Here is a 12860-nt window from a genome sequence, read left to right as displayed (position 1 = left end):
ACCCATGCCCCTGCAAACCCTGCCCCTGCCGCCCTCCGAACTGGGCGAATCACCCTTCTGGCACCCCACGGAAAAATCCCTTTACTGGTGTGACATTCAGGGACAAGCAGTACACGCATGGCATCCTGAAAGCGGTCGCCACCGGCAATGGCGCATGCCCAGTGAGCCCGGCTGCTGCGCGCCTGCAGCGGGCGGGCGATTGGTAATCGGGTTACGAAACGGTTTCTACCTTCTGGATACGGCGAAGGACAGTGCCGACCCCACCGCCCTCACCTGCCTGGCCCTGCTGCCACCTGAGCAGCACGACACCGCTGTGCTGCGCCTGAATGATGGCCGCTGCGACACCGCAGGGCGATTCTGGGCGGGCTCCGTCGTCACGCCCCGCATTGCGCCCCATGCCGCGCTGTGGCGCCTGCAGGCCGACCCGGCCAGCGCCACGGGCTACCGCGTGCGCCATATGGCAGGCGACAACTTCACCGCCAACGGCCTGGCCTTCAGCCCCGACAACCGCACGCTGTACTGGTCCAACACGCCCGAGCACCGCATTGACCGGTTTGACTTTGATGTGGCCACGGGTGAGATCACGAACCGCCGCCTCTGGGTGCAGTTTGACCGCAAGGTGGAAGGCCAGCCTTACGGCGGCAGGCCCGATGGCGCGGCGGTGGATGTGGAAGGCAACTACTGGGTGGCGATGTACGAAGGCGCTTGTGTGTTGCAACTCTCGCCATCGGGTGAGGTGCTGCAGCGCATTGCAGTGCCAGTGCAGTGCCCGACCATGGTGTGTTTTGGGGGGGAGGATTTGCGGACGCTGTACATCACGTCGGCACGGGCGGGGAGGCCGGTGGAGGAGCAGGAGGCGGCGGTGCCGGCAGGGTCGCTGTTCAGCGTGCGGGTGGAGACTGCTGGACTACCAGTGAACCTCTTCACGTATTAAGGACGCTTGGCAGTTCAAGGACCATTGCAGACGTTTGGCTTCCCTGAAGGTTGGCACCTACCACGTACGCCGACCCTCACGACAGAAGAACTAGGCTTCACTGAGGTAGCCCTTCTCAACTTGCTGCTTCTGATTATCAAAAATGGCCATGGCAGTCTTCATTCGCAAGAAGCCAAACTTTCTATAGAAAGGCTCTTTGCCAGGAACTGCATACAAGATGATTTTCTTGTGTCCGCATGACATTTCCATCAACTTGCTGACAACCTGTTTGCCGAGGCCTGTACCTTGATGACCAGGCGATACCGCAATGTCGCAGATATACGAGCAATCTGCCCCATCCGCGAGCGCGCGCCCCACCGCTACGAGCTTCTCATTCTCGTAGACGAAACACTTGAACATGCTGTTTGAGAAGACCTTCTGCAGATGAAGCGGGCTCTTCTCGCCCAGAGGGGCTGCTCGATAAAGGGCAGAAAGTTCTTCCCAGTCGATCCCATCAGTAGAGTGTTTCCATTCGAGTGACACTTGTGACTCCCTTGCCCGAAATTGGCCCATAGCCATCATTCTTACTCACACCCCTCCCAGCGCCCCCAACACGTCACAACACGCCCCCATGTTGTGATAGTCCACCTTCCCCGCATTGCTTTTCTCGCGGGTGGTGTTGCGGTTGTCCCGATGCAGGATGCGAAACCACGCACCATGTTCGTGGTCCACGAAGTGCTCCCAGCAGTAGGCCCAGATGCGGTCGTACCACTGCCAATACCGATCGTCGCCCGTGCGCACAGCCAGAACGACAGCGGCGGCCATGCTCTCGGCCTGCACCCAGTGGTATTTGCCGTCGTCGCAGATGCTGCCGTCAGGCGCCATGCCGTAGTACAGGCCGCCGTGTTCGGCATCCCAGCCGCGTTCTACAGCGGCATCGAACAGGCGCTGTGCGCAGGGCAGGTGCCAGTCGGCGGGTAACAGGGCATCAAGTTGCAGCAGCAGCTTGGCCCATTCGGTCTGGTGGCCGATCTGGTAGCCCCAGGGGCGGAAGATGTTGCTGCGGTCGTGGCGGTTGTAGTCCCAGTCCACCGACCAGTCGGCGTGGAAATGCTCCCACACCCAGCCTTCCGCAGCCGGGGCGCTGGCAGGGTTGGATAACGCCGCCTGCCGCTGGCAGATGCCTTGCGCCAGTTGCTCGGCACGCTCGATGTAGCGGCGCTCGCCCGTGGCGCGGAAGGCCGAGATCAGGGCCTCGCAGGCGTGCATGTTGGCGTTCTGGCCCCGATAGCCTGTGAGCTGCCAATCGGGACTGGCCTCGTCGGCGTACAAGCCTGCGGCGGGTTGCCAGAAATGCTGTTCGGCGGTATCAAAGGCCTGGGCCAGCCACTGGCGGGCTTCGGGCACTCCGGCTTCAAAGGCGCGGGCGTAGGCCAGCATCACAAAGGCCATGCCGTAGCAGTGGCGCGCGGCGTCTTGTACGGTGGCTCGCCCTTCATTCCAGTCGATCAGCCAGGCGTAGCCGCCCGTGGCGGGGTCGAGGAACGCGGTGCGCAGAAACTGCAGCGCGTGCAACATGCCGGCCTGGTAGCGCTGCTCGCCCGTGGTGCGGTACAGCATGGCGTGCGTGACCACAAAACGGGTAGCGCTGACCAGGTGGCGGGTGCGCGTGTCGTACACCGTGCCGTCATCCAGGAAGAAGTGGTACTGCCCGCCGCTCGCGTCGGTGGCCACGGGGTCGTAGAACGCCATGGTGTCACGCAGATGCTGGCGCAAAAAGGCTGCGGAGCGGAAGTCCGGATAGGGCGGAATCGCCATAGGGGGTGTCTCCTGATGCGTTAGCTGTAGGCCAGAAACCGTGCAGGCCTCTGTCGGTGGGGGCCTGGTCTGCCGCCAGCGCTGCCCCAAAACGAGCAATGTTCCGGGGGTCAGGCCGCGCTGCGCAGAAGGCCCAGCAGGCCGGCGGTCGAGCCATCCAGCCCCGCCACATCGCCACTCTCCAGCCGCGCTTCCAGGTCCTTGGCCAGGACCTTGCCCAGCTCCACGCCCCACTGGTCAAAGCTGTTGATGCCCCACAGGCTGCCGCTCACAAACACGCGGTGCTCCTGCAGCGCAATCAGCGCGCCCAGCGATGCGGGGGTGAGCGCATCCAGCAGCAAGAAGGTGCTGGGCCGGTTGCCCGGGAAGTGGCGGTGCCCATCCTGGATGTCGCCCCCACGCTTGCCCACTTCGTGTGGCTCGCTGCCCCCCGAGGGGGCTGCACCGCCTTGGGGCGGCCCGGCGGCGACGCTCTCCTTGCCCACCATCAGCGCCTGGGCCTGCGCCAGGGCGTTGGCCAGCAGCTTGTTGTGGTGGCCCGGGAGTGGGTGGGTGGGCTGGCGCACGGCGATGAGTTCCAGCGGCAGCACATCGGTGCCCTGATGCAGCATCTGGAAGAACGCGTGTTGGCCGTTGGTGCCCGGCTCGCCCCACAGCACGGGCGACGTGGCATAGGGCAGCGGCTGGCCGTCCAGCCCCACGCGCTTGCCATTGCTCTCCATCTCCAGTTGCTGTAGATAGGCCGGCAGGCGGCGCAATGCGGCATGGTAGGGCGCAATGCAGCGGCTGGTGAAGCCATGGAAGTTGCGGTACCAGATGTCCAGCAGACCCAGCCGCACCGGCAGGTTCTGCGCCAGCGGAGCTGTGCGGAAATGCTCGTCCATGGCATGGGCACCGGCCAGCAGATCGCGAAAGCCCGCCGAGCCAATCGCAATCGCGATCGGCAGGCCAATGGCGGACCAGAGCGAATAGCGCCCACCCACCCAGTCCCAGAAGCCGAAGTTGGTGGTGATGCCCAGCGCCTGCGCGGCATCGACATTGGTGGTCAGTGCCGCAAAGTGGCGCCCCACATCCTGACCGCCTTGCGCTGCAAACCAGGCCAGCGCCGAGCGCGCGTTGGTCATGGTCTCTGCCGTGGTGAAGGTCTTGGAGGCGATGAGGAACAGCGTGCTCTCGGGCTTGAGCGTGCGCAGTGTGGTGTGCAGCTCATGCCCGTCCACGTTGGAGACAAAGTGCAGCCGCTTGCCCGGTGCACGGAACTGCTCCAGCGCCAGCACGGCCATGTGCGGGCCCAGGTCCGAACCGCCGATGCCGATGTTCACCACATCGGTGATGGACTCATGAGCACGCACCGTGTCGGCATAGGCCAGCATGGCATCCAGCGTGGTGTGCACCTGGGCCAGCTTGTGTGCAATGTCTGGCCCGTCGCTGGGCAACGCCAGGCCCCGGGGGCGGCGCAGCAGCGTGTGCAGCACGGCGCGGCCTTCGGTGCTGTTGATGGGCTGGCCGCCGAACATGGCGTCGCGGTGCCGGGTGAGTCCACTGGCACGGGCCATGTCCAGCAGCAGCGCTTCGGTGGCGGCGTCCCAGAGGTTCTTGGAAAGATCCGCAAACACCTCGGGCGCATGCTGGCTGAAGCGCTCAAAGCGCTGCGCATCGCTGGCAAAGGCCTTCCGCAGGTCCAGACGGCTGCCATCTGCGGAGAACGCGGCCTGCAACTGAGGCCACTGCGGAGTTTGGTCGCAACGGAGGGAGGACATGGTGGATTCAGGATGTGGGGAGGTGAAAACCGGCGAGATAGTAACTTGATTACACAATTTATCTAATAATTTTCTGCGCACGAACTGTCAAAAAACGTTTTACAGCCTCTACAGCTACACAATTCAATGTAACGAGATTACAATTTCCAGCCTCAGACGCACAACAACACCCTGATACGGAGACCCCATGAGTTTTGACCTTGTCCTGTTTGGTGGAACAGGTGACCTGGCTTGGCGCAAGCTCATGCCCGCATTGTTTCAGGCGTTCCGGCACGGAACGCTGCCCGAGGGGGGGCGCATCATTGCCGTGGCGCGTGACGAGCTGAGCCACGAACAATACCGCAGCCTGATAAAGGCGCGGTTTGACAGCGTGGAACTGGCCAAGCGCCCCACCCCGGACGAGTTCGAACGCTTTGGCGCGCTGCTGCACTACCTGCGCATGGATCTGTCCAAAACCGAGGACTACACCAAGCTGGCCGCCATGCTGCATGAACGCGGCGCCGACTCGGTGGTGATGTATGTGGCCACCGCGCCCAGCCTGTTCACCAACGTGTGCGAGCAGATCGCCGCCGTGGGCCTGAACGGCCCCACTACCCGCGTGGTGCTGGAAAAACCGCTGGGCCACGACCTCCAATCGAACCAGGCCATCAACGACACGCTGCGCCGCGTGCTCAAGGAAGAGCAGGTCTTTCGCATCGACCACTACCTGGGCAAGCCCTCGGTGCAGAACCTGTTTGCCATGCGCTTTGGCAACGCACTGTTCGAGCCCCTGTGGCGGCGCGAAACCATTGCCAACATCCAGATCACCATTGCCGAAGAACTGGGCGTGGAAACGCGCGGCGCGTTCTATGACCAGACCGGCGCCCTGCGCGACATGGTGCAGAACCACGCGCTGCAACTGCTGTGCGCCATCGGCATGGAGCCGCCCATCAACTCCAGCGCCAACGCCATCCGCGATGAAAAGCTCAAGGTGCTGCAATCGCTCAAGCCATGGAGCATGGAGACCATCGGCCAGCACGTGATTCGCGGTCAGTACGCGGCGGGCAACGTGCACGGCGCGCAAGTGCCCGGCTACGCGCAGGAAAAAGGCGTGGCCCCCGGCAGCACCACCGAAACCTTTGTCGCGCTGCGCACCGAGATCAGCAACTGGCGCTGGGCCGGAGTGCCGTTCTACATCCGCACCGGCAAGCGCCTCGCCGGGCGCGACGCGCACATCGTCGTCAACTTCCGCCCGGTGCCGCATCCCATCTTCAAGACCCCGGTGGGCGCCGCCAACCGCCTGGTGATCAACCTGCAGCCCAAGGACGGGCTGGAGCTGCACCTGCTGGCCCAAGGCGCCGCCCAGCACCAGACGGAGCCCGCGCTGTCGCAGGTGCACCTGAACCTGGACTTCGACCAGCGCTTTGGCACCGAGCGCGTGGGCGCCTACGAGCGCCTGCTGCTCGACGTGATTGCAGGCCGCCTGAACCTGTTTGTGCGCAGCGACGAGCAGGAAGAAGCCTGGCGCTGGGTCGAGCCCATCCTGCAGCACTGGAAAAACGACCCCGTGGGGCCGCGCCCGTACACGGCGGGCAGTTGGGGGCCTAGCTCGGCCAGCGCGATGATTGCGCGCGATGGGTATTGCTGGAGCGAGGAGATGTGAGAGCCTCGCCACCGGGGCTGCAGACCATCGCAGTCCTGGTTGCTGGGCCTTTAGGTCTGCGCAGCCTCGCTGTGCAGCCACGACAGAAACGCCTCCACCGCCGGGCGCTTGGCGTGCCGCTCGGGATACACCGCGAAATGCGCCTTCACCCGCACGGCCTGCTCCATGCCGAACGGGGCCTTCAGCCTGCCATCGGCCAGGTGACCGCCTGCGTTGACGGCGCTCTCTAGCGCCACGCCCAGGCCCTGCGTGGCAGCATCCAGCGACATCTGGGCGCGGTCAAACCGCAGGGAGAAACGGTCGGGCGCCCGCAGTTTGGTGAACCGGCCAAACCAGTCGGACCACTGCACGATGCTCACGTTGCTCTGGATCAGCGGCAGGTCCAGCAGCTGCTCCGCGCGCTTGAGCTTGTGCGCCTTGATGAATGCTGGGCTGGCCAGCGGCACGATCGCCTCCTCAAACAACGGCTCCACCACCAGATCGCCCCACTGCGGAATGCCGTAGCGGATGTCGATGTCGGCCTGGCCAAGCGCGAAATCGCTGGGTGTGTGAGCGGCCGAGAGGTTGAGCGATATCTCCGGGTAGGCCTGCGCAAAGTGGTGCAGGCGCGGCATGAGCCACAGACTGGCAATGCTGGGTGCCGAGTGCACATACAGGCTGTTGCGGATGCCATGCCGCAAATCATCCGTGGCCGTGGCAATGGCGTTGAGCGCGGAGCCCACGTGCATCAGGTAGTGCTCGCCCGCAGGGCTCAGGCGCACCCCGTGGGCACTGCGCTCGAACAGGCGAATGTCCAGTTGGGCCTCCAGCCTGGAAACCTGGTGGCTGATGGCCGACGCCGTGAGGTTCAGCTCCGCCGCTGCCAGCGCAAAGCTGCGGCGGCGCGCCACGGCCTCGAAGGCCTGCAGGTTGGCAATGGGCGGCAAGGTGGGCATGGGGTGAACCCTGACGTTAGATGACGGAATATCATCTTACGCTGATGATTCATCGCTTGTCATCATCTTGAGCGGCTTTGAGAATCGGCTCCCAGAACAGGAGACATCGCGTTGACAGCGGCCCATCGGGCAGCGTCCGCGTCTCCTGACGCCTTCACACCACAGGAGACAAGACACATGCTGCTCAAGAACCAGGTTGCCATCATTACCGGAGGGGCGGGTATCAATGGCCTCGGGTTTGCCACCGCCCGTTTGATGGCCGAGCAAGGGGCCAAGGTCGCGATCCTCGACCTCGAAGATGCCGACCCAGCGGGCGCCGCCGCTCGGCTGGGCGAGGGTCATCTGGGCCTGGTAGCCGATGTGACGGACAAGGCGTCGTGCGAAGCGGCGGCGGCCCAAGTGCGCGCCCATTTCGGCCGCATCGACACGCTGGTCAACAACGCGGGCATCACCCAGCCCGTCAAGACGCTGGAGATCACCGGCGCCGACTACGACCGCATTCTCAACGTCAGCCTGCGTGGCACGCTGTACATGTCCCAGGCTGTGCTGCCCACGCTGCGCGCGCAGCAAAGTGGCTCCATCATCTGCATCTCGTCGGTGTCGGCCCAGCGCGGCGGCGGCATTCTGGGCGGGCCCCACTACTCGGCCGCCAAGGCAGGTGTGCTGGGCCTAGCCCGCGCCATGGCCCGCGAGTTTGGTCCTGAGAACATTCGCGTCAACTGCATCACGCCCGGCCTGATCGGCACGGACATCATCAAGGGCAAGCTGACAGAAGAGAAGAAGGCGGAGATTGCAGAGACGATTCCGCTCGCCCGCCTGGGCCGGGCCGATGACATTGCCGGAGCCTGCGTGTTTCTCGCCAGCCCGCTATCCACCTACTGCACCGGTATCACGCTGGACGTGAACGGCGGCATGCTCATTCACTGACCGCCCTCACGACCTGTCAACAAACATAAACCAGGAGACAAACCATGCAACGCAAAACCTTCACCCGCACCCTGTTGGCAGCCGCTGCCTTGGCGGTGGCACTGCCCGGGCTCGCGCAGGCGCAAACCATGAAGCTCACGCTGGGCCATGGCGCCGCGCCCGGCAATCCGCGCCACGAGGCCGCCGTCAAGTTCGCCGAAACCCTCAAGGCCAAGACGGCGGGTCGCATCGAAGTGCAGGTGGCGCCCTCCGCCCAGTTGGGCGACGACGCTGCCATGGTCACGGCCGTGCGTACCGGCGCGCTGGACATGACGGCGAACTCGCAAGGCGCCGTGTCGGTGGCCGTGCCCGAGTACGCCGCTTACGGCATGCCGTTCATGTTCTCCACTCCCGCGCAGGCCTTCAAGCTGCTGGACGGCCCGCTGGGCCAGGAGCTGGCGCAAAAATCCGCAGAGAAGGGCATGGTGGTGCTGGGCTATTGGGACAACGGCATCCGCCACATGACCAACAGCAAGCGGCCCATCACCAAGGTCGAAGACATGAAGGGCCTGAAGATGCGCACTCCGCCCGACGCGGTGCTGGTGGACATCATGCAGGCGCTGGGCGCCGAGGCGCAGCAGATCAAGTTTGCCGAGCTGTACGTCGCGCTGCAGCAGGGTGTGGTCGATGGGCAGGAGAACCCGCTGGTCAACATCCATGCGAGCAAGCTCTACGAAGTGCAAAAGCACCTGGCCCTGACGAGCCACATGTTCCAGATGACGCCGTTCCTGATGAGCAAGCGCACCTGGGACCGCCTGTCCGACGCCGACCGCAAGGCCGTGACCGAGGCCGCTGCCGAAGCCACAGCGCTGCAGCGCAAGATGTCGCAAGAGGCCGACGACAAGCTGTTGGACGACCTCAAGGCCAAGGGCGTGCAGGTGACCACGGTGGACAAGACCGCGTTTGCCAAGGCCACGTCTGCGGTGGACGCCAAGTGGCTGACCACGCCCATCGGACCCTACCTCAAGAAAGTCATCGCCGCCGCGCGCTGATTGTTCTGGCCGCTGCTGCGCCTGTCCTCATTTCCCCGAAGCCGCTGCATGGGCCCCGGCCCTTGCAGCCCAAGGAGTCTCCCGATGAACTTCATCGAATGGGCCGTTGTCGGCGTGTGCCGAGTGCTGCTGTGGATCAGCACGTCCGTCATCTTCATCATCCTGGTGGCCAACACCGTGTTGCGCTACGCCACCGGCACCAGCCTGCAATGGGCCAATGAGGTGCCAGAGCTGCTATTCCCTTGGCTGGTCATGTCCGGTGTGGTGCTGGCGGCTGCGCACGGCGCCCATATCACCACCAGCTTTCTGATGGACGCTGTGCCCCCCGCGCTGCGCCGCTGGGCGTCCATTGGCAGCTGGCTGGTGGTGGCTGCGCTGTACGGCACGCTTGCCCGGGCCACGTACCAGATGCTGGAGATCGTGCACGACGAGAAGTCGCCCATCTTGCAGGTGCCCGGGTCGCTGACCTACGGCTGCGTGATGGGTGGGCTGGTGATGCTGGCGCTGCTGGCACTCAAGTCGGCCTGGAATGCGTGGGCCACGCCGCCGGTGCCCAGTGCCCCCAATGCTGAGACCGCCGTGCCCGAGGCGCACTGGTAAGCCCCGCCACCCACGCCAAGGATCTCACCATGAGCGCCCTCATTCTTTTCGTCTTTCTCGGTGCGGCCGTGCTGGCCATGCCCATCGCCCATGCGCTGCTGGTCGCGGCCATGGCCGCAGCCGCCACCTCCGACCGCGTGCCGCTTGACCTGCTGGTGCAGCAGATGGTGGCGCAGGTGCAGAGCTTTCCGCTGATCGCGATCCCGTTCTTCATGCTCACCGGCTCGCTCATGATGGGCGGTCGCCTCGGGGCCGCGCTGGTGGGCGTGCTCAGCACGCTGATCGGCCGCTTTCATGGCGGGCCAGCGCAGGTGGGCGTGCTGTCGTCCACACTGTTCGGCGGTGTCTCGGGCTCGGCCGTGGCCGACGCCTCGGCCATCGGCTCGCTGCTGATCCCCTGGCACAAGCGCCTGGGCTATCCGCCCGCCTTCTCTGCGGCCACGCTGGCTGCGGCCGCCACCATTGACATCCTGATCCCACCCTCGATCCCGATGATCCTGTTCGCGCTGACGGCCAATGCCTCCATTGCGGCACTGTTTGTCGCGGGCATCCTGCCCGGCATGCTGATGTGCGGTGGCTTCATGTTCATGTGCTGGTGGGTCGGCAAGCGCCGCAACTTCCCCCGGGATCTCACGCCCATCGACTGGCGCGTATTCCGCGTGCACCTGCTGTACTCGTCACCCGCGCTGCTGCTGCCGGTGCTGATCGTGCTGTTCCTGCGCTTTGGCATTGCAACGCCGACCGAGGTGGCCGTGCTGTCCACGCTGTACGCCGGGGTCGTGTCGGTGGTGGTGTACCGCGACCTCTCGTTCAAGCGCCTGAACGACGCCGTGGTGTCCGCTGGCCTCGCCACCGGTGTGGTGCTGCTGGTGATCATGGCGTCCGCCGCCATCGGCTGGCTGCTCACCTACGACCAGATGCCCACGGGCGTGGCCCACTGGATCCAGCAGAACGTGAGCCAGGGCTGGATCGTGATCCTGATCATGAACCTGCTGATGCTGTTCATCGGCATGTTCATCGACCTGCCAGCCGCTGTGCTGCTGCTGACCCCGGTGTTCCTGCCCCTGGCCCAGAGCATTGGCATGGACCCGGTGCAGCTGGGAATCATGATGGTGGTCAACCTGGCTGTGGGCCTCTACACCCCGCCGGTGGGCACCACGCTGTTCATCACCAGTGCACTGGCCAAGGTCAAGGTGGGCCAGACGGTGCGCGAGCTGGGGCCGTTTTACTTCGTGGCCTTCCTGGTGCTGGCGCTGGTGTCTTACGTGCCCGCCTCGATCCTTCGCTAAACGCTTTTCTTCCCACGCTTTCACACAGGAGAACTCCATGACTTCCGCCGCAGACAAACTGCAGGCGCTGGCCCGGTGCGCCCATCGCATCCGCCGCTACGCCGTTCGCATGGGTGAGGTTCAGGGCCAGGGCTACATCGGCCAGGCCCTGGGCTGGGCCGACGTGCTGGCCGTGGCTTACGGCCATGCCCTCCACCTGCAGCCGCAGAACCCTGAATGGGAGGGCCGCGACCGCTTCCTGCTGTCGCACGGCCACTACGCCATCGCGCACTACGCGGCGCTGATCGAAGCGGGCGTGATCCCGCAGGACGAACTCGAAACCTACGGCAGCGACGACAGCCGCCTGCCCATGAGCGGCATGGCCACGTACACGCCAGGCATGGAAATCTCGGGTGGCTCGCTGGGCCAAGGCCTGGTGATCGGTGTGGGCATGGCACTGGGCCTGAAGCAGAAAAAGAACCCCGCGTTCGTCTACAACTCTATGAGCGACGGCGAGCTGGACGAAGGCTCGACCTGGGAGGCCGCCATGTCGGCCGCCCACCACCAGCTCGACAACCTGATCTGCCTGGTGGACATCAACAACCAGCAAGCTGACGGCCCCAGCAGCAAAGTGCTGGGCTTCGAGCCGCTGGCCGACAAGTGGGCCGCGTTCGGCTGGCACGTGCAGCGCGTGGACGGCAACGACTTGGCCGCCGTGCTGGCCGCTTTCGACACCGCGCGCCACCTGAAAGAAGCCAAGCCGCGCGTGATCCTGTTCAACACGCTCATGGGCAAGGGCGTGCCCTTCCTGGAGACGCGCGACAAGAACCACTTCATCCGCGTCGATCCGCCCGAGTGGCAGCAGGCCCTCGCCATCCTCGACCAGAACGCACCCGAAGGAGCCGCCGTATGAACACCGTCGCCGAGAAAAAACCGCGCCTGACCACCTCCGCCATGATCGCCTCCATCGCGGGTGAGGGGCAGCGCGTCAAGGCCGCACCGTTTGGCAAGGCCCTGGTCGAACTGGCCGCCACCCGCCCTGAGATCGTGGGCATGACCGCAGACCTGGCCAAGTACACCGACCTGCACCTGTTTGCGCAGGCCTACCCCGAGCGCTTCTACCAGATGGGCATGGCCGAGCAGCTGCTGATGGGCGCGGCGGGCGGCATGGCCAAGGAAGGGCTGATTCCCTTTGCCACCACCTATGCCGTGTTCGGCACGCGCCGTGCGTACGACTTCATTCACCAGGTGATCGCCGAAGAAAACCTGAACGTGAAGATGTGCTGCGCGCTGCCCGGCCTGACCACCGGCTACGGCCCCAGCCACCAGGCCACCGAAGACCTGGCCATGATGCGTGGCATCCCGGGCCTGACCATCATCGACCCCTGCGATGCGCTCGACATCGAGCAGGCCGTGCCGCAGATGGCCGCCCACAACGGCCCCGTCTACATGCGCCTGCTGCGCGGCAACGTGCCTCTGGTGCTGGACGAGTACGACTACCAGTTCGAACTGGGCAAAGCCAAGCGCCTGGTGGATGGCGACGAGGTGCTCATCATCTCCAGCGGCTTCCTGACCATGCGCGCGCTGGAGGTGGCCAAGGCGCTGCAGGCCGACCGCATCGGCGTGGGCGTGCTGCACTGCCCCACCATCAAGCCACTCGATGTTGCGACCATCCTGGCCGAGGTGCAGCGCAAGCCGCGCCTGGTGGTGGTGGCCGAGAACCACTCAGTGGTCGGCGGCCTGGGTGAAGCCGTGGCCAGCGCACTGCTGCAAAACGGTGTGCAGCCCACACGGTTCCGCCTGGCGGGGCTGCCCGATGCCTACCTCGATGCGGGCGCCTTGCCCACATTGCACGACCGCTACGGCATCAGCACCGAGGCGCTGTCGACGCGCGTCAAGGCGTGGTTGCAATAGGACGGCATCTCAGGGGGGCAGGTCCGCACCCGCGGCGTCTGGTCAAGGCGCC

12 protein-coding genes are annotated in these 12860 nt (G+C 64.9%); 8 read left to right on the top strand and 4 right to left on the bottom strand.

What is annotated here, in order from left to right:
- The first annotated feature begins 4 nt into the window (after positions 1-4).
- Entirely contained in the window at positions 5-934 is a 930-nt protein-coding gene (locus tag ACT89O_RS04940) for an SMP-30/gluconolactonase/LRE family protein (protein ID WP_487261995.1), read from the top strand.
- A 90-nt stretch (positions 935-1024) separates the two neighbouring features.
- On the opposite strand, the gene ACT89O_RS04935 is transcribed toward ACT89O_RS04940, so the two are convergent.
- From ACT89O_RS04935 to pgi, 3 genes are all read right to left on the bottom strand, one after another.
- Positions 1025-1456 carry a GNAT family N-acetyltransferase gene (locus ACT89O_RS04935; RefSeq protein ID WP_487261994.1) on the bottom strand — a complete coding sequence of 144 codons (432 nt, stop codon included), beginning with the start codon at positions 1454-1456 and terminating at the stop codon, positions 1025-1027.
- 45 nt (positions 1457-1501) lie between these two features.
- On the bottom strand, positions 1502-2731 hold the full coding sequence (locus tag ACT89O_RS04930) for an AGE family epimerase/isomerase (RefSeq protein WP_487261993.1): 1230 nt from the start codon (positions 2729-2731) through the stop codon (positions 1502-1504).
- 110 nt (positions 2732-2841) lie between these two features.
- Positions 2842-4491: a glucose-6-phosphate isomerase gene (gene pgi, locus ACT89O_RS04925; RefSeq protein ID WP_487261992.1), complete on the bottom strand. Its 1650-nt coding sequence runs from the start codon at positions 4489-4491 to the stop codon at positions 2842-2844.
- Positions 4492-4678: 187 nt separating this feature from the next.
- Here pgi and zwf point away from each other — a divergent pair, with 187 nt between their 5' ends.
- A complete protein-coding gene (zwf, locus tag ACT89O_RS04920) occupies positions 4679-6133 on the top strand; it encodes a glucose-6-phosphate dehydrogenase (protein WP_121422369.1) in 1455 nt (484 codons plus the stop codon).
- A 50-nt stretch (positions 6134-6183) separates the two neighbouring features.
- Here zwf and ACT89O_RS04915 read toward each other — a convergent pair whose 3' ends face one another.
- On the bottom strand, positions 6184-7068 hold the full coding sequence (locus ACT89O_RS04915) for a LysR substrate-binding domain-containing protein (RefSeq protein ID WP_121422368.1): 885 nt from the start codon (positions 7066-7068) through the stop codon (positions 6184-6186).
- Between the two features lie 177 nt (positions 7069-7245).
- Between ACT89O_RS04915 and ACT89O_RS04910 the strand changes: the two genes are divergently transcribed.
- The 6 genes from ACT89O_RS04910 (at position 7246) to ACT89O_RS04885 (ending at position 12808) form a co-directional block, all read left to right on the top strand.
- Complete coding sequence (locus ACT89O_RS04910) at positions 7246-7995, top strand: SDR family NAD(P)-dependent oxidoreductase (RefSeq protein WP_121422367.1); 750 nt, start codon at positions 7246-7248, stop codon at positions 7993-7995.
- Positions 7996-8039: 44 nt separating this feature from the next.
- On the top strand, positions 8040-9026 hold the full coding sequence (locus ACT89O_RS04905; protein ID WP_487261991.1) for a TRAP transporter substrate-binding protein: 987 nt from the start codon (positions 8040-8042) through the stop codon (positions 9024-9026).
- Between the two features lie 84 nt (positions 9027-9110).
- The gene (locus ACT89O_RS04900) at positions 9111-9626 is read left to right on the top strand and encodes a TRAP transporter small permease (RefSeq protein WP_487261990.1); all 516 of its coding nucleotides are present in this window, start codon (positions 9111-9113) and stop codon (positions 9624-9626) included.
- Between the two features lie 29 nt (positions 9627-9655).
- A complete protein-coding gene (locus tag ACT89O_RS04895; protein WP_487261989.1) occupies positions 9656-10915 on the top strand; it encodes a TRAP transporter large permease in 1260 nt (419 codons plus the stop codon).
- 37 nt (positions 10916-10952) lie between these two features.
- The gene (locus ACT89O_RS04890) at positions 10953-11807 is read left to right on the top strand and encodes a transketolase (protein WP_121422363.1); all 855 of its coding nucleotides are present in this window, start codon (positions 10953-10955) and stop codon (positions 11805-11807) included.
- Positions 11804-12808, top strand: coding sequence for a transketolase family protein (locus tag ACT89O_RS04885; protein WP_487261988.1), 1005 nt, complete (start codon positions 11804-11806; stop codon positions 12806-12808). The genes ACT89O_RS04890 and ACT89O_RS04885 overlap by 4 nt, the downstream gene beginning before the upstream one ends.
- The last annotated feature ends 52 nt before the right edge of the window (positions 12809-12860 follow it).

This window comes from Acidovorax sp. NN32, assembly GCF_057597245.1.
The sequence above is the reverse complement of the archived record's forward strand: the minus strand, read 5'-3'. Positions and strand labels throughout refer to the sequence as shown.

Bases quoted from the DNA above. Each gene is read 5' to 3' on its own strand.
- ACT89O_RS04885 (WP_487261988.1), top strand. From the start codon at position 11,804: ATGAACACCGTCGCCGAGAAAAAACCGCGCCTGACCACCTCCGCCATG.
- ACT89O_RS04910 (WP_121422367.1), top strand. From the start codon at position 7,246: ATGCTGCTCAAGAACCAGGTTGCCATCATTACCGGAGGGGCGGGTATC.
- ACT89O_RS04890 (WP_121422363.1), top strand. From the start codon at position 10,953: ATGACTTCCGCCGCAGACAAACTGCAGGCGCTGGCCCGGTGCGCCCAT.
- ACT89O_RS04900 (WP_487261990.1), top strand. From the start codon at position 9,111: ATGAACTTCATCGAATGGGCCGTTGTCGGCGTGTGCCGAGTGCTGCTG.
- ACT89O_RS04930 (WP_487261993.1), bottom strand. From the start codon at position 2,731: ATGGCGATTCCGCCCTATCCGGACTTCCGCTCCGCAGCCTTTTTGCGC.
- pgi (WP_487261992.1), bottom strand. From the start codon at position 4,491: ATGTCCTCCCTCCGTTGCGACCAAACTCCGCAGTGGCCTCAGTTGCAG.
- ACT89O_RS04940 (WP_487261995.1), top strand. From the start codon at position 5: ATGCCCCTGCAAACCCTGCCCCTGCCGCCCTCCGAACTGGGCGAATCA.
- zwf (WP_121422369.1), top strand. From the start codon at position 4,679: ATGAGTTTTGACCTTGTCCTGTTTGGTGGAACAGGTGACCTGGCTTGG.
- ACT89O_RS04905 (WP_487261991.1), top strand. From the start codon at position 8,040: ATGCAACGCAAAACCTTCACCCGCACCCTGTTGGCAGCCGCTGCCTTG.
- ACT89O_RS04915 (WP_121422368.1), bottom strand. From the start codon at position 7,068: ATGCCCACCTTGCCGCCCATTGCCAACCTGCAGGCCTTCGAGGCCGTG.
- ACT89O_RS04895 (WP_487261989.1), top strand. From the start codon at position 9,656: ATGAGCGCCCTCATTCTTTTCGTCTTTCTCGGTGCGGCCGTGCTGGCC.